Here is an 18,209-nt window from a genome sequence, read left to right on the forward strand (position 1 = left end):
CGCGGAGAAACGAGCGCGATGGCAATCCGTTCGAGCGCCGATTGCAAGAACGACATGCAATCGCTAACCTAAGGTCATGGTTTTTCGCACGAGGTTTCCGGGCCCATGAGCGCTTCGGAACGAACGTTTGGGCTCGGGCGCCGGTGGAGGCCGTCCGCCGGCCGGTGCTGGCGCTACGGCGTCGCCGGCTTCGCGGCGGCCCTCGCCGGCGTCGGCGGGCTTCCGGTCGTGCTCCACCTGGCGTCGGGCGGCGCCGTCGCGGACGCGACGCTCGCGGCCGGGGCGCTAGCGCTGGGCGGCACGGCGATCGGCCTGCTCGGCTGGCACGCCGCGCGCGAGACCGACCGCGCGCGCGCGGCGGCCAACGAGGCGGAGCGCCGGGCGCGCGAGGCGCATGAGCGGCTGACCGAGGCGGTCGGGGCCATGAGCAACGGGTTCTCCCTGTGGGACCCGGACGACCGGCTGTTCCTGTTCAACCCGCGCCTGCGCGAGATCCACAGCGTGGCCGGCGAGACGATCCGCTGCGGCAGCCCGTTCGCCGAGGTGATCCGCAGGGGGGCCGCGACCGGGCACTATGCCGGCGTCGACGAGGGCAACCTCGACGCCTGGGTCGAGTGGCGGCTGTCCGCCCACCGCGACCCGCAGGGGCCGATCGACCTGGAGCTGAGCGACGGCCGCTGGCTCCGGATCTCCGAGCGCCGCACGCCCAGCGGCTGGACGGTGGCCGTGCGGACCGACATCACCGAGCTGAAGCGCTGCGAGACCGAGCTCGCCCGCCAGTCGGCGATGCTGGACGCGATGCTCGCGAGCATGAGCCAGGGCTTGGTCCTGTGGGATGCCGAGGGCGGGCTGGTCCTCGCCAACCGCCGCCTGATCGAGCTGCTGGAGATGCCCGACGAGCTGACGGTGGCGGGCACCGCGTTCCGCAAGGTCGCGGCCTTCTTCGCGCGGCGCGGCGACTACGGGTCCTACGACGGCATCGCCGAGCTGGAGGCCGACGTCGAGCGCCGGGTCACCGAGCTGCTCGACAACGGCAGCCAGCGCTACCAGCGCGCCGGCCCGCGCGGCCGCATGCTCGACGTCATCTCGACGCCGCTGCCCGACGGCGGCCGCCTCGTCACCTTCACCGACATCACGGCCTTCCGCCAGGTCGAGAGCGAGCTGCGCGACAGCGAGCAGCGCTTCCGCAAGCTGTCGGACGCGGCACTGGAGGGCGTCGTCTTCCACGACGAGGGCGTCATCATCGACGCCAACGCCGCCGCGGCCGACCTGTTCGCCTGCCCGCTCGGCGAGCTGATCGGCATGGCCGCCGACGACCTGGTCGCGCCGGAGGACCGGGCGATGGCCAAGGGCACCACGGCCGCGGGCCTGGAAACGCCCTTCGAGGTGTCCTGCCTGAGGCGCGACGGCACCCGCTTCCTCGCCCAGGCCTCGGTGCGCAGCGTGCCCTACCGCGGCAGGCTGGCCGGCGTCGTGTCGATCCGCGACGTGACCGAGCAGCGCAAGGCCGTCGACGAACTGCGCCGGGCCAAGGAGCAGGCGGAGGCGGCGAACCGCGCCAAGTCCGAGTTCCTGGCCATGATCAGCCACGAGATCCGCACGCCGATGAACGGCGTGCTCGGCATGATCGGGCTGCTGCAGGACAGCCGCCTGTCGGAGGAGCAGCGCTCCTACGCCCAGACCGCACGCGAATCCGGAGAGGCGCTGCTGACCGTGCTCAACGACATCCTCGACGTGTCCAAGATGGAGGCCAGGAAGCTGACCCTGGAGTCGAACGACCTGGACCTGGTCGCGATCATAGAGAGCGTGGTCGAGCTGCTGGCCGCCCGGGCGACCGCCAAGGGCATCGAGCTGGTGTCGCTGGTCCCGGCGGACGTGCCGGTCGACCTGCGCGGCGACGCCGGCCGGCTGCGCCAGATCCTGCTGAACCTCGCCGGCAACGCCGTCAAGTTCACCGAGCAGGGCGGCGTCGAGGTCAGCGTGTCGCTGGTGTCGCGCGCGGGGTCGTCGGTCCTGCTGCGCTTCGACGTCGTCGACACCGGCATCGGCATCGCGCCCGAGCACCAGACCCGGCTGTTCCGCGAGTTCACCCAGGCCGATCCGGGCCTGTCGCGCCGCTACGGCGGCACCGGGCTCGGCCTCGCGATCTCCAAGCGGCTGGTCGAGCTGATGGGCGGCGAGATCGGCTGCGAGAGCACGACCGGGGCCGGCAGCCGCTTCTGGTTCACGCTGCGCCTGTCGACCCGGACGGAGCGGAGCGGCGCGCCTCCGCCCTGGTCGCCCTCGGCCGGCCGGCGCGTCCTGGTGCTGGAGCCCAACCCGGTGTCGCGCCGGGCACTCGCCGCCCAGCTCACGACCTGGGGGGCGGAGGTGGCGGCCTTCGCGGCCGCCGAGGCCGGGATCGAGGAGGCCCGCCGGGCGGCCGCCGCCGGCAGGCCCTACGCGGTGGCGCTCGTGGACGGGTCGAGCGGCGGGTCGGGTGCGCCCGGCGGCGGCGTCACCCTGCCCGAGGTCGCGCGCGGCCTCGCCGGGGCGGGGGTCGGCCGGCTCGTGCTGATGACCCTGCTCGGCCACCATGCGGAACGGGCCTCGCTGGAGGTCCTGGGCTTCCCCGCCTCGATCCTGAAGCCGCCGCGCCGCGCCCAGCTCCTGGCCGCGATCGCCCCGGAGGCCGCGGGCCGCGGGACGGGGGAGGCGGCCGCCTCGGCCGCCGCCGCGCGCCGCGCCGCCGCGGACAGCCAGATCGGACAGAACCGGCGCGTCCTCGTCGTCGAGGACAGCATCACCAACCAGATGGTCGCGACCGCCCTGCTGAAGAGCGCGGGCTTCCAGGTCGACGTCGCCGGCGACGGGGTCGAGGCGATCGAGGCGGTGCGGAACGTCCCCTACGACATCGTGCTGATGGACGTCGCGATGCCCGAGCTGGACGGCTTCGCCGCGACGCGCGCGCTGCGCGCGATGCCGCCGCCGATCCGGACGATCCCGATCGTCGCCATGACCGCGAACGCGATGGAGGGCGACCGCCAGCGTTGCCTGGAGGCCGGAATGAACGACTACATCGCCAAGCCGATCGAGCGGGCGCGCCTGATCGAGGTGATCGGCCGGTGGCTGCCGGCGACCCCGGCCCAGGCTCCCGGCCCCGGGCAGCCCGGAGAGGAGGACCACGGCGAGGCCGGGGAGGTGCCGGGCGACATGCTCGACCGGGCCGTGCTGGAGCAGCTCGCGGCCGATCTGGACGCCGAAGTGCTGCCGGAGCTGGTGGCCGCCTTCACCCGCGAGGCCGAGGCCCGCATCCGGGCGATCGAGGAGGCCGCCGAGCGGGGCGAGCTCGGCCAGCTCGAGCGCCAGGCCCACACGCTCAAGAGCAGCGCCGGCACCTTCGGCGCGGCACGGCTGGCGAACCTGATGGCGGGCCTGGAGCGGGCCTGCCGGACCGAGCGGGTCGACGAGGCGCGCAGGCTGGCGGCGACGGTCGCCGGCCTCGTCGCGGCGACCGCGGCGGCCTACGAGGCGGCCGGCCTGCTGCCGGCGCCGATTGCCGCGGAATGAGGCCGCCCCCTGCCGCGCGGCGCGGCAGAGGGGCCGGAGCCGCCGGCGGGCCGGGTTTCAGTCGGCCAGGCTGATGTTGATGGCCGCGTCCTTGCCGTTGTTGCCGGGCGCCAGCTCGAAGTTCACGCGCTGGCCTTCGTTGAGGCCGCGCAGGCCGGACTGATGCAGCGCGGTGATGTGGACGAACACGTCCTTGGTCCCGCTCTCCGGGGCGATGAAGCCATATCCCTTCGTGGTGTTGAACCATTTCACGGTGCCGGTGGTCATCGGGCTCGTTCCCTCCGTCTGCATGGCCCCGCAGCCCGCTTGCGGGCGGGAGCCGCGGGTTTCCGGCCGTTGCCCGGCCGGACGCTCCATGGAACAGGGTAGCGGCCCGGGGCGTGGGGCCTCAAGATTCCATTCGGGCGTTATTGAGGTTCCACAGGGCGGATACTGTACTCGCCTCAATCCGCGAAGCATCTAGCCGGAATCACCCGGACCCGGGCCGAAATAAAGAGCATCGCGCGGGGAGGGCATCTCCAGGCGCACGGTCCTGGACGCCATGCCGCGGGCCAGCGCGGGGTCGTGCGTCACCATCAGCACCGCCAGGCGCCGCTCGGCCACGGTCTCGTTCAGCAGGTCCATCACCTGCTTCTGGGTCAGCGGGTCGAGGCGGGAGGTCGCCTCGTCCGCGAACAGGAACACCGGGTCGACCAGCAGGGCGCGGGCGAGCGCCACGCGCTGAAGCTCGCCGCCCGAGACCTGGGCCGGCCGGCGGTCCAGCAGCCCGTCCGGGACGCGCATCGCGGACAGCAGGCGCGCGGCGGCGTCCCAGGACAGGCCGTGGCGGGCGACGACGTCGCCAAGCGCCGCGCGCAGTGTCGCCTGCGGCGCGAAGGCGGCGACGGGGTCCTGGTAGATCTTCTGGTACCGGTGCGCCGCCGTGCCCGGGCGGCGCGAGACGGTGCCCGCGTCGGGCGCCAGAAGCCCGAGCAGCACGTTGCCGAGGGTCGTCTTGCCGCAGCCGCTCGGCCCCGCCACGGCGACGATCCCGCCCGCGCCGACCTCCAGGTCCAGCCCCGAGAACAGCGTCCGCCCGCCCAGCGCCTTGGCGAGGCCGCGGGCCGACAGCACGGTCGCGCCCGCCGCGCGCGCGCCGGCAGGAGCCCCGGCCGGAGCCCAGGTCTCGGGATCGGCGGCGAGCAGCAGGCGCGTGTAGGCGTGCCGGGGAGCGGCGATCACCTCGCCGGCCGGGCCGGTCTCGACGACCTCGCCGTCCAGCATCACGGCGACGCGCCCGCCCAGCCGCCGCGCGAGCCCGACGTCGTGGGTGATCACCATGACCGCAGCACCGCCCGCCGCCTCGGCGGCGAGCAGGGCCGCGACCTCGTCGCGCAGCCCGGCGTCCAGACCCTTGGTCGGCTCGTCGGCCAGCAGCACCGGGGCGCCGGTGGCGGCGGTCGCGGCGATGGCGACGCGCTGCGCCATGCCGCCGGACAGCCGGAAGGGATGGCGGCCGACCGCCCGGCCGAGGCCGAGTGCCGCCAGCGCCGAGGCGGCGCGGCGGCGCGCCTCGGCCCAGGGCCGCCCGTGGAGCAGGGCGTGGACCTCGGCGACCTGGCCGCCCGCCGCCATGGTCGGGTTCAGCGCCGACCAGGGCTCCTGGGGCAGCAGGGCGATCCTGCGGCCCCACAGCCGGCGCCGCGCCGCGGGCGGGAGATGCCCGACCTCCTCGCCGCCGAGCACGATCCGGCCGGCGCAGGCGAGCTCCGGCGGCAAGGTGCCCATGATCGCCTGCGCCAGCAGGGACTTGCCCGATCCGGTCTCGCCCAGGACCACCAGGATCTCGCCCGCCCGCAGCTCCAGCGAGCAGGGCCGGACCAGGACGCGCGCCGCCGACGCGACGCGCAGGCCCGAGACCTCCACGGCCGCGGTCACGAGGGCTCCCTCCCGCAGACCAGGGCGAGCCCCAGCACCGTCGCGAACAGGAGTGTTCCCGGCATCAGGAGCTGGAGCGGCGCCTCGGCGTGGTAGGGCAGCAGCTCGGTCATCATGTTTCCCCATTCCGGCGTCGGCGGGCGCAGCCCGATGCCGACGAAGCTGAGGGAGGAGACCGCGACCACGGTCGCGGCGAGGCCGAAGGCCATCAGCGTCGCGAGCGGCCCGACGAGGTCCGGCAGCAGGTGCCGCCGCACGACATGCGCCGGCCCGAAGCCCAGCAGGCGCGCCGCCTCGACGTCGGGACGGGCGAGGCGGGACGCCGCGACGGCGCGCACCACCCGGAAATACTCGACCCAGGAGGCCAGGGCGAGGCCGACATAGAGCGGCCAGAAGGCGCCGGGGGCGAAACCCGCCAGCACCAGCACCAGCAGCAGGCCGGGCAGCGCCATCACCGAGGCGCACAGCGCGCCGAGCGCGCGGTCCACCGCCCCGCCCCGCCAGGCCGCCGCGAGGCCGAGCAGGACGCCGGGCACGGCGGCGGTCAGGACCGTCGCGGCCCCGAGGCCGAGCGACAGGCGCGCGGCATGGGCGAGCCGCGCCAGCATGTCGCGGCCGAGATGGTCGGTGCCGAGCGGATGGCCGCCGCCCGGCCCCCGCAGTGCCGCCCGCAAATCCTGGCGCAGCGGGTCGGCGTCGATCAGCCACGGGCCTGCCAGCGCCAGCAGCCCGACGGCGAGGAGCAGGCCGGCGCCGAGCGCGCGGCGGCCCCGCGCGGAGCCGGGGGCGGGAACGGCGCCCGCGGCGGAGGTCTCCGGGATCGCGGTCATCGGCGCCGCTCCCCCGCCCGGGGATCGATGAGGATGCACAGCAGGTCCACCAATGCGTTGAGCAGGACGAAGAGAAGGCCCAGCACCAGCGCCGTGCCCTGGATCATGGGCACGTCGCGGGCGACGACGGCATGGACGAGCGCATGCCCGATGCCGGGCCAGACGAAGACGGACTCGACGACCACCACCCCCTCGACCAGCCAGGCGAGCTGGATGCCGAGATAGGCCGTCACCGGTGCGGCGGCGTTGCGCAAGGCGTGGCGGCGGACGACGGCCGCCTCGCCCAGCCCCTTGGTGCGCGCGAAGGCGACCCAGGGCGAGCGCATCACGGACAGCGCCACGTCCCGGGTCACCCGGCTCGACGCCGCCGCGAGCCCGAGCGCCAGGGTCAGCGCCGGGAGGACGGCCGCGGCGGGGCCCTCGGCCCCGGCGGCGGGCAGGAGGCCGAGCCGGACCGCGAAGATCCAGGTCAGCGCGACCCCGACGGCGAAGGCCGGCAGCGCGCGCAGGGCCGCGGCCGCCGACATGCCGGCCAGGTCCCAGGCGGTGCCGGCACGGGCCGCCGCCAGCACCCCCAGCGGCGGGCCGAGCAGGACCGACAGCGCCAGCGCCGCCAGCGACAGCAGCAGCGTGTGGCCGAGCTGGTGGCCGATCTCGTGGGCGACCCGCTCGCCGGTCACGAGGGAGACGCCGAGGTCGAGACGGGCCAGCGCGGCGAGCCAGGCCCCCAGCCGTTCCCACCACGGCCGGTCGAGGCCCAGTTCCAGACGCACCGCGTCGGCCGCGGCCGTGCTCACGAGATCCTCGCCGTAGCGGCCGGCGGCGATGCGGTAGGCCTGGTCGCCGGGCAGGAACTCGACCATCGCGAAGCAGGCGATCCCCACCAGCAGCGCGACCAGGGCCGCCTGGACGAGGCGGCCGCCCAGGGCCCGCGTCAGTCCGCCCATCGCATGCCGCCCAGCCGGTAGGAGAGTTCCAGCGGATCGACCGAGACGCCGGCGAGGCGCCGGCTCGCCGCGACGTGGTAGTCGAACCAGGCGACCGGCAGCACCGCGTGGGCGCCGTGGAGGATCGTCGCGACCTCGGCCCGCAGGCGTGCGCGCGCCTGCGGGTCGGTCTCGCCGCCGAGGCGGTGCAGCGCCTCCACCAGGGCGGGGTCGCTCCAGCCCATAGCACCCCAGTCCCCGCCCGAGGGGCCGTAGTCCTGCAGGAGGGTGGCCAGCGGGTCGGGCACGAGCATCAGCGTGCGGGCGAAGAGCGCCAGCTCCAGCGTGCCGTCCCGGTGGCCGGCGGGGATGTCGCCGCTGTTCGCGATCGCGACGGTCACGTCGATGCCGACCTCGCGCAGCTGGGCCTGGATGGCGGCCGCCATCGGGGGCTGCTCCGGCCGTTCGGAGGCGGTGCGCAGCGTCAGCCGGAACGGCGCGCCGTCCTTCACGAGGATGCCGCCGGGGCCCGGCGCCCAGCCGGCCTCGGCGAGCAGGCGCCCGGCCCGGCCGGGGTCGTGGGCCAGCGGCGGCAGGCCGGGGACGTGCCAGTCCGGCAGGGAGGGCGGGTAGAGCTGGGTCGCGGTGCTCGCCGGGCTGCGCAGGATCGCCGCGGCGATGCCTTCCCGGTCGATCGCGAGGCTGATCGCCTCGCGCACGCGCGGGTCGGCGAGGAACGGGTGCCCGGCGTTCAGCTTGAGCACGCGGCTGCGCGGGATCGGCTGGGAATGGACGACGACCCGCGGCGAGCGCCGGAGCCGGTCCACGGTTTCCGGCGCGAGCACGAACACCAGCTCGGCCTGGCCGCTCTCGGCCATGGCGGCACGGGTCTCGCCCCTGGGCACCGCGAGGTAGGAGGCGCGCTCGATCGCCGGCGGCTCTCCCCACCACCCGTCGAAGCGGACGGTGGTCAGGCTCAGCGGCGGCTGCAGCGTCTCGACCCGGAACGGGCCGGTCGCGACCATCGCGACGACGGCGCCCGCGTCGTCGTACGCGGACGGGGCGAGGACGATCGTCTCGTAATGGGCGAGGAACGCCGGCAGGGACACGAAGGGCCGCTCAGTGCGGATCGTGACGGCGCCGGCTTCGGCCCGCATCCGCGCGATCGGCACGCCGGCCAGCGGCCCGGGGCGGCTGCGCGCGCGTTCGAGGGCATGCACGACCGCCTGCGCCGTGACGGGCGTGCCGTCGTGGAAGACGGCGCCCGGCCGCAGCTCGAAGGTCCAGGACGAGCCGTCCGGGGAGACCGACCAGGAGCGCGCGAGGCCCGGCAGCGGCCGGCCCGCCCCGTCGGCGGTCACCAGCGTCTCGGCGACCTGCATGCGGGCGAAGATGTATCCGGAGCGCGCGGGGTCCAGGCCGGTGATCTCCCAGGGGGAGGCGATGCGCAGGGTCCGGGTCTCGGCGGCGGCCGGGCAAGTGAAGGCGAGCAGCAGCCCGAACGCTGCGGCCAGCCTGACGATGGGGTTCATGGGTCCGTTCCTCGACGGCGCAGGGATGAGGTGCGCAGCTTATGAACGTTATAACATAACGTCAAGGCACCGGGTGCCCGCCCGTCCCCATGCCGCGCGGCCTATGGCCGGCGGGACAGCCGGCCGACCCCGACCGGACGGTGCGGGACGGGAGGCGTGCAGTTCCGCGACGCCTCGCGGCACAGCGCGTCCAGCAAGCCCTCGCCGGTGTCGCGCAGGTTCAAGGTGTCGCAGCTACTCAGCAGCGGCAGCAGCGCCGCCAGAACGAGAACCCTCATCCCGCGTCTCCGGTTGGTAGGCCAGCACGTCCCCGGGCTGGCAGTCCAGGTACGCGCAGATGCGCGCCAGCGTCTCGAAGCGGATGCCCTTGACCTTGCCCTGCTTCAGCAGCGACAGGTTGGCCTCGGTTATGCCGACATGGGCGGCCAGTTCCCTCGACCGGACCTTGCGGCGCGCCAGCATCAGGTCGAGCGTGACGACGACGGGCATCAGACGATCTGCGCATTGTCTTCGGCGATCGCGACAGCCCGCGCCATCACGCCGGCAATGGCCCAGAGCGTGCCGCCGAACATCAGGCCCAGCAGCGGCGTGCTGGACAGGCTCAGCACCAGGGAATGCCCGCCCGCCGGATTGCCGGCCGAGAGCAGCAGGCCGAGCAGCGTCGGCACCAGCAGCCCGGCCAGCGCGGACAGGACGACCCGCGCGCCGAACGCCCGCAGGGCCGCGACCGTGTCCGCGGTCAGATAGGCGCCGCGGCGAAACAGCAGGAAGCACCGCCGCGCCGCCAGCATGGCGAGCGACAGCAGCCCGACCGGCACCAGCGCGACTGCGCCGCCCGCTAGGACCTGCCAGCCCCCCGGCCGCGTCCCCGCGGGCAGGCCCGCCTGCGCCGCCAGGACCGCCGGGTCCGCGGTGAACCAGACGGAGGCGGTCGCGAGAGGCAGCAGGACAGCGAGCGCGAGGCTGCCGCCCGCGAGCCAGGCGCCGAGCCGGCGCAAATCCCGATCCGTGGTGCTCATCCCGTCCTCCCCTTCGAAGTGAAATTATCGTCTCACGATAATCAGTCATCGCCAAACGAAAAATCCCCCGTCATGGCGGCGGGGGAGCGGGAGCGGAAACGGGGGTGGGCGGCACGTGCCGGCGTGCGGCGTCAGGCCTTGCCTTCGGCCTCCCAGCTCAGGCGCTTGCGGTAGATCGTCGAGGCGCTGATGCCGAGCAGGGCGGCCGCGCGGGGGATGTTGCCGTCGCAGGCCGCGACCGCATCCTCGATCGCCTCCTTCTCGACGAGCCACAGGGGGCGGACCGGCCGCCGCCCCGCCGGAGCGCCGGGCGCCTCGGCCGCCGCCGCCGGGACGGCCGCGGAGGACTGCTGGCACAGCGGTGCCGGCAGCATGTCCATCGTCACGGCCTCGCCCTCGTGCAGGACGACGATGTTGCGGATCACGTTCTGGAGCTGGCGCACGTTGCCCGGCCAGTGATAGGCGCGGAACACCTGCTCGACCGCGGGGTCCAGCTCGCGAAAGCGCCTGCCCTCCTCGCGCGCGTAGTCGACCAGGAACTCCCGCGCGATCGCGGTCACGTCGTCCTCGCGCTCGCGCAGCGGCGGCAGGTGGATCGGGATCACGTGCAGGCGGTAATAGAGGTCCTCGCGGAACCGGCCCTCCTCGACCTCCTTCATCGGGTCGCGGTTGGTCGCGCAGACGATGCGGATGTCGACCTTCTCGACCCTCGTGCCGCCGACCTTCTGGAAGGTCCCGGTCTGGATGAAGCGCAGCAGCTTGGTCTGGAGGTTGGGCTCCAGCTCGCAGATCTCGTCCAGGAACAGCGTGCCGCCGTCCGCCCGGGTCGCAGCGCCGTCGCGGTCGTTCACCGCCCCGGTGAACGCCCCCTTCACGTGGCCGAAGATCTCGCTCTCCATCAGGTCCTTCGGGATCGCGCCGCAGTTGATCGCGACGAAGGACCCGTCCCGGCGCGGGCTGCAGCGGTGGATCGCCTCGGCGCACACCTCCTTGCCGGTGCCGGACTCGCCGGTGATGAACACCGTCGCCTTGCTGGAGGCGGCACTGTCGATGATGCGGTAGATCGCCTGCATCGACAGCGACGAGCCGATGAAGCCGAAATAGCGGTCCCGCTCCAGCTCGCCCTTGTAGCGGTCGACGATCTGGACGAGGCGCTGGCGCTCCAGCGCGTTGCGCACCGTCACGACCAGCCGGTCGGCGGTGAAGGGCTTGACCAGGAAGTCGTAGGCGCCCCACCGCATCGCCTCGACCGCGAGGTTCACCGAGGCGTGGGCGGTGATGACGACGACCGCGACCGGGATCTCCTGCTCGGAGACGTGCTTCAGGACCTCCATGCCGTTGATGTCCGGCAGGTTCAGGTCGAGGAGCAGGACGCGCGGAAGCTCGCCGGAGCCCAGCGCCCCGATCGCGTCGCGGCCGGTCTCGACGATGGCCGCGGTCAGGCCTTCCTTCTTCAGATACTCGGCGTAGACGCGCGCGAGCGACGGCGTGTCCTCGACGAGCAGCACCGGATCCTTGGGTATCGCGGCAATCCTCTGAACAGCATTGGAATTGCGGGGCAGCCTAGCCGATCCGCGGCGCGGCGGGCAAATCATACCGCCGCGCGGGCGAGCACGGCGTCCACGAGGTCGAGCAGGCGGCGCGGCTCGAACGGCTTGACCAGCCAAGCCTCCGCCTCCGCGGCCTCGGACGGTTCCGCCCGCCCGGTCAGGTAGATCACCGGGATGCCGAAGCAGCGCGCCATCTCGCGCCCGGCCGCGAGCCCGCAGGACCCGGCCGCGAGGCAGACGTCGACAAGGGCCAGCGCGGGGCGGTGGGCCTCGGCGAGCGCCACCGCCTCGTCGGCGGAGGTCGCTAGCGGCGCAAGGCGTAGGCCCCGCTCCTCCAGGAGCATCTCGAGGCCGAGCGCCACGATCGCATCGTCCTCGCAGATCAGGATCGGTCCGGAAGCGGAATGATGGGTCACGTCCGAACCGCCACGCTCACGAAATGTTTCTCCGGAAAGGTAACTCTGCGGAGGTAGCGGCGCAACGCATGAATCCCGGCCCGCCGGGTACGAAAAAGAGCAGCCGGCACGAGGCCGGCTGCTCCCGGATGGTTCCATCGCTCGCGCTGGCCGGGCCCCAGCGTCCCCGGGGCCCGTGGGACGGCGCGGCCGGCCGCTACTCGCGCTGGCCGAACAGGTTGAGCAGCATCATGAACAGGTTGATGAAGTTCAGGTAGAGCGACAGCGCGCCCATGACCGCCATCTTGTTGTTCGACTCGGTGCCGTGGCCCTCGGCGTACGTCTCCTTGATGCGCTGGGTGTCCCAGGCGGTCAGGCCCGTGAACACCAGGACGCCGATCACCGAGATGGCGAAGGTCAGCGCCGAGGAGGCCATGAAGATGTTGACGATGCTGGCGATGATGATGCCGAACAGGCCCATCATCAGGAACGAGCCCATGCCGGAAAGGTCGCGCTTGGTCGTGTAGCCCCACAGCGCCGTCGCGGCGAACATGCCGGACGAGATGAAGAACACCCGCGCGATGCTGGCATCGGTGTAGACCGCGAAGATGAAGGACAGCGATAGTCCCATCACCGCGGCGAAGGCCCAGAACAGCGCCTGCGCCCGGGCGGCCGAGATCGTGTGGACCCGGAACGAAAGGAAGAACACGAAGCCGAGCGGCGCCAGCATCACCACCCAGCGCAGCGGCGTCCCGAAGATCGCGCCGAGCAGGGTCGGGCTGCTGGCGACCAGCAGCGCGACGAGGCCGGTGACGCCCACGCCCGCCGCCATGTAGCCGAACACGCGCTCCATGTGCGCGCGCAGGCCCTCGTCGTACTGGGCCCGGTCGATCGCGCGGCCGGGGGCCGCGTAGCGATTGTAAGGTCCGTTTGCCATCTGTCGCCTCGAACGAAGAAGAACCGTCTCTCGGGGCTTGATATTGGGCGGAAAGCTACCCCGTTCAACGAAAATCGGACGGACCGGACCCGCGGGCGGCTTCAATCGTTGCGCAGCAGCGGGGCGGCCGGCTGGCCGAGCGCCTTCCAGGTGCCGACGAAGCCGACGCCGAGCGTGATCGCCGAGCACAGAAGCAGCGTCCAGAGCACGACGGAGGGGATGAAGATCCAGCCCCAGTCCATCACCTGCGTCAGCACCGCCCAGGCGGTCGCGGTGCCGATGATGCCGGCGATCGCCGCCGTCACGAGGCCCAGCAGCCCGTACTCGACCAGGAACGCGCGCAGCACGTCGGCGCGCGTCGCCCCCAGCACCTTCAGGACGACCGCGTCGTAGACGCGCCGGCGATGGCCCGCGGCGATCGCGCCGGCGAGCACCAGGGTGCCGGCGAACAGGGTGACGGCGGCCACGATGCGCACCGCGACGCCGATCTTGCCGAGGATGTCGTTGACGGTGTCGAGCGCGTCGCGCACGCGCACGACCGAGACGTTCGGGAACCCCTCGGCGATCGCGCGCTGGACCGCGGCCTCGGCCTCGGGCGTCGCGCGCACGGTGGCGAGGAAGGTCTGCGGCGCGCCTTCCAGCATGCCCGGCGAGAAGACCAGGGTGAAGTTGATGTTCATGGTCATGAAGTCGATCTCGCGCACGCTCGCGATCTCGGCCTCCATGACCCGGCCCAGGACGTTGATGCCGATGCGGTCGCCGACGCCGATGCCGAAGGCGGCGGCGACGTCCTTGTACACCGAGACCAGCGGCGGCCCGGCATGGTCCTGCGGCCACCACTCCCCGGCCAGGAAGCGCGCGTCGCGCGGCGGTTCGGCGGAGTAGGTGATGCCGCGGTCGCCGTTCATGACCCAGGCATGGTCGGGGTTCACGATCGCGCTCTCGGCGTCCCGGCCGTTCACGGTCGCGATGCGCCCGCGCAGCATCGGCACCGAGCGGAAATCCGCCGTCCCCGGCACGGCGAGGACGGTGCGCACGAAGTCCTCGCGCTGGTCGGGCTGGATGTCGACGAAGAAGAAGGCCGGCGCGTCGGACGGCATCTCCTCCTGGATGCGGCGGTCGAAATTGCCCTCGATCAGCGCGATGGCGACCAGGACGGTCAGGCCGAGCCCGAGCGAGAGCACGACGCTGCCGGTCGGGTTGCCGGGCCGGTGCAGGTTGGCGAGCGCCAGGCGCAGCCCCGGCCGGCGCGGCCGGCCGGCATGCGCCGCGGCGCGCGTGACCAGCCACGCCGCCCCCCGGAACGCGAGCAGGGTGGCGAAGGCCCCGGCGACGAAGGAGGCGGCGAACAGCCGCTCCGGCGCGGTCGCGACCGCCAGCACCGCCAGCGCGAGCGCGCAGGCCCCGGCCGCGACGGCGTAGCCGGTGCCCGGGCGGCCGCGCACGCCCGACGCGGCCCCGCGGAACAGCGTCACCGCCGGCACCGCCTGGGCGCGCCCGAGCGGCCACAGCGAGAAGGCGAGCGCCGTCAGCAGCCCGAACGCCGCCGCGATCGCGAGCGCGCCCGGATAGACGCCGATGCGCGCCGACACCGGCAGCACGTCGGCCAGCACGCTGGAGAGCAGCAGCGGCGCCACCGCCCCGACCACCAGCCCGAGCGCGATGCCGCCCGCGGCCAGCACCAGGATCTGGACGAGATAGGTCGCGAAGACCAGCCGCCCGGGCGCCCCCAGGCATTTGAAGGTCGCGATCGTCGCGGTCTTGCCGTCGAGGAAGGCCCGCACGGCGTTGCCGACGCCGACGCCGCCCACCAGCAGGGCGGTCAGGCCGACCAGGGTCAGGAACAGGGCGAGGCGCCCGATGAAGCGTTCGAGCTGCGGGGCCGCGTTCGTGAAGTCGCGCACGCGCCACGCCGCCCCCGGGAAGGTTTGCGACAGCTCCTCGCGCCAGGCGGTCACGTCCACCCCTTCGGGCAGGGCGATCCGGTAGTGCCATTCGACGAGGCTGCCGGGCTGCAGCAGCCCGGTGCCGGGCAGCGCGTCGAGCCCGACCAGGACGCGGGGGCCGAGGGTGAAGGCGCCGGAGCCGGCGCGGTCGGGCTCGCGCGCGATGACGCCGCGCAGCTCGAACTCGCGCTCGCCCAGGCGGATGCGGTCGCCGACCGCCACGCCCAGGCGGGCAAGGACGCCGGCCTCGACCACGGCGCCCGGCGTGCCGTCCTCGGGCGCGAGCGCCGCGTCGAGGGCGCCGCCGCCCTCGATCTCGAAGCTGCCGTAGAGCGGATAGGCGCCGTCGACGGCCTTCAGCTCGACCAGGGCCGAGCGCAGGTCGTCCGGCACGACCGCCATGGCGCGCAGCTCGGCCGTGGTGGACAGGCGCCCCGAACGCTCCAGGAAGGCGACCTGGTCCCCGGTCGGGACCCGGTAGAGCTGGCGCAGCGCCACGTCGCCGCCGAGGATGGCGCGGCCGTCGGCGCGCAGGCCCTCGACGATGCCGCCGGCGACCGACTGGACGGTCGCGATCGCGGCGACGCCGAGCGCCAGGCAGGCGAGGAAGATGCGGAAGCCGCGCAGGCCGCCGCGCAGCTCGCGCCGGGCGAAGCGGAGCGCCAGGGACAGGACCGTCATCGCGGGCTCACCGGCCCGAGGCGGGCACGGCGACCGGCCGCAGGCCGGAGCGCGGCACGTCGGCATCGGCGATGCGCCCGTCGACCAGCCGGACGACGCGGCTGCACCGGGCCGCGAGCGCGGGGTCGTGGGTGATCAGAACCAGGGTGGTGCCGCGGCTGCGCGCCAGGTCGAACATCAGCGAGACGACATGGGCGCCGGTCTCGCCGTCGAGGTTGCCGGTCGGCTCGTCCGCGAGCAGGAGCGACGGTTCGGTCGAGAAGGCGCGGGCCAAGGCCACGCGCTGCTGCTCGCCGCCGGAGAGCTGGCTCGGGTAGTGGCCGAGGCGGTGGCCGAGGCCGACCGCCTCCAGCCCCTCGCGCGCCCGGGCGAAGGCGTCGGCCCGGCCGGCGAACTCCAGCGGGATCGCGACGTTCTCGACCGCGGTCATGGTCGCGATCAGGTGGAAGGCCTGGAAGACGATGCCGACATGGTCGCGCCGGAAGCGCGCGAGCCCGTCCTCGTCCAGCGAGGCGAGGTCGAGCCCGGCCACCTCGACCCTGCCGGTGGTCGGCCGCTCGAGGCCGGCGATCACCATCATCATCGTCGACTTGCCGGACCCGGACGGGCCGACGATGCCGACCGTCTCGCCGCGCGCCACGCTCAGGTCGATCCCGCGCAGCACGTTGACGGGCCCCGCCGCGCTATCCAATTTCAGGTGAAGATCGCCGAGCGCGATGATCGGGCCGGCGACGGAAACGGGATCGGACATGTCGGGAGACCAGCCGGTGAGGTTCTTGAGTTCAACGCGATATGGAGCGCCGGCGCGGCTTTTCAACGCGATGGCGGCGGGGCTGGTCCTGCTCCTGCTCGGCCTGACGCCCGGCGCGTCCCCCGGGCCGGCGGCGGCGGAGGCGGCACCGGTGCGCGTGCTGGCCTTCGGCGACAGCCTCACCGCGGGCTACGGCCTGCCGTCGGGGCAGAGCTTCCCGGACCGGCTGGAGGCGGCGCTGCGCGAGGCCGGCCATGAGGTCGAGATCGTGAACGCCGGCGTCTCCGGCGACACGACCGCGGGCGGCCTCGCCCGGTTGGACTGGTCGCTGGCCGAACGGCCGGACGCCGTGATCCTGGCGCTGGGCGCCAATGACGGGCTGCGCGGCATCGATCCCGACACGACGCGCGCCAATCTCGACGCGATCCTGACCAGGCTCGGCGAGCTGGACCTGCCCGTGCTGGTGGCCGGCATGTACGCCCCGCCCAATCTGGGCCCGGAATACGGCCGCCGGTTCAACGCCATCTTCCCGGACCTCGCGCGCAAGCACGGCGCGACGCTCTACCCGTTCCTGCTGGAAGGGGTGGCGATGGAGCCGGCGCTGAACCAGGCCGACGGCATCCATCCCAACCAGGACGGCGTCGCCGTCATCGTCGAGGGCATCCTGCCCCATGTCGGGCCGCTGCTGGAGGCGGCCCGGAGCTGAACCGTTTCGCCGCGGGCCGGGTTGGGGCCATACGGGCGCTACGACGAGCCGGAAATTTTTGGAGAACGGGATGCGCAAGCGCAAGCTCGGCCGCACCGGCCTGGAGGTGACCGAGATCTGCCTCGGCACCATGACCTGGGGCCGGCAGAACACCGAGGCCGAGGGCCATGCCCAGATGGACTGGGCGATCGACCGGGGCATCACCTTCTGGGACACCGCCGAGATGTACGCGATTCCCCCGACGGCCGAGACGTACGGCCGCACGGAGGCGATCATCGGCAGCTGGTTCGCGAGCCGCGGCGGCCGCGAGCGCGTCGTCCTGGCGACCAAGGCGATCGGCCGCGCGTCCGGCGGATACGGATGGATACGGGGCGGCGGCGCCCGGCTCGACCGCGACAACCTCGTGCGGGCGGTCGAGGACAGCCTGCGCCGGCTGCGGACCGACTACATCGACCTCTACCAGCTCCACTGGCCGGACCGGCCGACCACCCGCTTCGGCCGGCGCAGCGTGCCGCTGCCCGAAGAGGACGGCGACGCGACGCCGATCGACGAGACCCTGCGGGCGCTGGACGACCTCGTGCGCGCGGGCAAGATCCGCCATGTCGGGCTGTCGAACGAGACCGCGTGGGGAGCGATGACCTTCCTGCGCGTCTCGGAGACGCTGGGGCTGGCGCGCGTCGCCAGCATCCAGAACGCGTACAACCTGCTGAACCGTACCTTCGAGGACGGGCTGGCGGAGATCGCACTGCGCGAGGAGGTCGGGCTGCTGGCCTATTCCCCGCTCGGCGGCGGCACGCTGACGGGCAAGTACCTGGACGGACGCCGGCCGCCGGGGTCGCGCCGCGCCATCGACCAGCGGGGCTCGCGCTACGACCGGCCGAACGCGGACGCGGCGACGCAGGCCTATGTCGAGCTGGCGGGGCGCCACGGGCTCGACCCGGCCCGGATGGCGATCGCCTTCGTGCTGAGCCGGTCCTTCACCACCGCGGCGATCATCGGCGCCACCAGCCTGGAGCAGCTCGCCACCGACGCCGGCGCCGCCGAGGTGGAGCTGTCGGCGGAACTGCTGGAGGAGATCGACGACATCCGTGCCCTCTATACCGACCCCTGCCCCTGACGGGGAGTTCAGATGATCCGATTGTTCGTTGGCCTGGAACTGCCGCCGGAACTCCGCGACCGGCTCGCCGGGCTGGGCGGCGGCGTGCCCGGCGCGCGCTGGACCGAGCCGGGCAACCTGCACCTGACCCTGCGCTTCATCGGCGAGGTCGAGGAGGGAATGCTGGCGGACATCCACGCGGGCCTGGCCGCGGTGTCCGCCCCCGCCTTCGACCTGGTGCTGGAGGGCACCGGCCGCTTCGGCGCCGGGGCGCGCACGCGCGCGCTGTGGGCCGGCGTCGAGGGCAACGCGGCGCTCCAGCACCTCCAGCAGAAGGTGGAGAGCGCCGTCGTGCGCACGGGCCTGCCCGCGGA

Annotated in this window: 17 protein-coding genes; 4 read left to right on the forward strand and 13 right to left on the reverse strand. The window is 73.6% G+C overall.

The genetic code is table 11. The annotated features are described in order from the left end of the window. Window positions 1-105: 105 nt before the first annotated feature. Entirely contained in the window at window positions 106-3,549 is a 3,444-nt protein-coding gene (locus VGO20_RS06605) for a PAS-domain containing protein (RefSeq protein ID WP_327501515.1), read from the forward strand. A 57-nt stretch (window positions 3,550-3,606) separates the two neighbouring features. On the opposite strand, the gene VGO20_RS06610 is transcribed toward VGO20_RS06605, so the two are convergent. The 13 genes from VGO20_RS06610 to VGO20_RS06670 form a co-directional block, all read right to left on the reverse strand. Then, window positions 3,607-3,816: a cold-shock protein gene (locus VGO20_RS06610; protein WP_327501516.1), complete on the reverse strand. Its 210-nt coding sequence runs from the start codon at window positions 3,814-3,816 to the stop codon at window positions 3,607-3,609. A gap of 192 nt (window positions 3,817-4,008) precedes the next feature. Then, the gene (locus VGO20_RS06615) at window positions 4,009-5,466 is read right to left on the reverse strand and encodes an ABC transporter ATP-binding protein (protein ID WP_327501517.1); all 1,458 of its coding nucleotides are present in this window, start codon (window positions 5,464-5,466) and stop codon (window positions 4,009-4,011) included. After that, on the reverse strand, window positions 5,463-6,296 hold the full coding sequence (locus tag VGO20_RS06620) for an ABC transporter permease (protein WP_327501518.1): 834 nt from the start codon (window positions 6,294-6,296) through the stop codon (window positions 5,463-5,465). Before VGO20_RS06620 ends, VGO20_RS06615 begins: the two co-directional genes overlap by 4 nt. Next, on the reverse strand, window positions 6,293-7,243 hold the full coding sequence (locus VGO20_RS06625; protein WP_327501519.1) for an ABC transporter permease: 951 nt from the start codon (window positions 7,241-7,243) through the stop codon (window positions 6,293-6,295). Before VGO20_RS06625 ends, VGO20_RS06620 begins: the two co-directional genes overlap by 4 nt. Further along, entirely contained in the window at window positions 7,231-8,754 is a 1,524-nt protein-coding gene (locus VGO20_RS06630) for an ABC transporter substrate-binding protein (protein ID WP_327501520.1), read from the reverse strand. Before VGO20_RS06630 ends, VGO20_RS06625 begins: the two co-directional genes overlap by 13 nt. Window positions 8,755-8,855: 101 nt before the next feature. Next, window positions 8,856-9,032, reverse strand: coding sequence for a hypothetical protein (locus VGO20_RS06635; protein ID WP_327501521.1), 177 nt, complete (start codon window positions 9,030-9,032; stop codon window positions 8,856-8,858). Continuing rightward, the gene (locus VGO20_RS06640) at window positions 8,989-9,243 is read right to left on the reverse strand and encodes a helix-turn-helix domain-containing protein (RefSeq protein WP_327501522.1); all 255 of its coding nucleotides are present in this window, start codon (window positions 9,241-9,243) and stop codon (window positions 8,989-8,991) included. The genes VGO20_RS06635 and VGO20_RS06640 overlap by 44 nt, the downstream gene beginning before the upstream one ends. Continuing rightward, window positions 9,243-9,773 (reverse strand): hypothetical protein, encoded by a 531-nt coding sequence (locus VGO20_RS06645; RefSeq protein ID WP_327501523.1) that lies wholly within the window; start codon window positions 9,771-9,773, stop codon window positions 9,243-9,245. Before VGO20_RS06645 ends, VGO20_RS06640 begins: the two co-directional genes overlap by 1 nt. Window positions 9,774-9,904: 131 nt before the next feature. Further along, window positions 9,905-11,281 carry a sigma-54-dependent transcriptional regulator gene (locus VGO20_RS06650; RefSeq protein WP_327501524.1) on the reverse strand — a complete coding sequence of 459 codons (1,377 nt, stop codon included), beginning with the start codon at window positions 11,279-11,281 and terminating at the stop codon, window positions 9,905-9,907. An 83-nt stretch (window positions 11,282-11,364) separates the two neighbouring features. Further along, the gene (locus VGO20_RS06655; protein ID WP_327501525.1) at window positions 11,365-11,739 is read right to left on the reverse strand and encodes a response regulator; all 375 of its coding nucleotides are present in this window, start codon (window positions 11,737-11,739) and stop codon (window positions 11,365-11,367) included. A 196-nt stretch (window positions 11,740-11,935) separates the two neighbouring features. Next, window positions 11,936-12,655, reverse strand: coding sequence for a Bax inhibitor-1/YccA family protein (locus tag VGO20_RS06660; protein WP_327501526.1), 720 nt, complete (start codon window positions 12,653-12,655; stop codon window positions 11,936-11,938). A 101-nt stretch (window positions 12,656-12,756) separates the two neighbouring features. Continuing rightward, entirely contained in the window at window positions 12,757-15,282 is a 2,526-nt protein-coding gene (locus VGO20_RS06665; RefSeq protein WP_327501527.1) for an ABC transporter permease, read from the reverse strand. 7 nt (window positions 15,283-15,289) lie between these two features. After that, a complete protein-coding gene (locus tag VGO20_RS06670) occupies window positions 15,290-16,033 on the reverse strand; it encodes an ABC transporter ATP-binding protein (protein WP_327501528.1) in 744 nt (247 codons plus the stop codon). Window positions 16,034-16,049: 16 nt separating this feature from the next. Between VGO20_RS06670 and VGO20_RS06675 the strand changes: the two genes are divergently transcribed. The 3 genes from VGO20_RS06675 to thpR form a co-directional block, all read left to right on the forward strand. Then, a complete protein-coding gene (locus tag VGO20_RS06675; RefSeq protein WP_414639781.1) occupies window positions 16,050-16,739 on the forward strand; it encodes an arylesterase in 690 nt (229 codons plus the stop codon). Between the two features lie 70 nt (window positions 16,740-16,809). Continuing rightward, window positions 16,810-17,856, forward strand: coding sequence for an aldo/keto reductase (locus tag VGO20_RS06680; RefSeq protein ID WP_327501529.1), 1,047 nt, complete (start codon window positions 16,810-16,812; stop codon window positions 17,854-17,856). A 12-nt stretch (window positions 17,857-17,868) separates the two neighbouring features. After that, on the forward strand, window positions 17,869-18,209 hold a 341-nt coding region (gene thpR, locus VGO20_RS06685), incomplete at its 3' end, for an RNA 2',3'-cyclic phosphodiesterase (RefSeq protein ID WP_327501530.1).

The organism is Arenibaculum sp. (assembly GCF_035998295.1).
GTDB lineage: Bacteria > Pseudomonadota > Alphaproteobacteria > Azospirillales > Azospirillaceae > DASYHS01.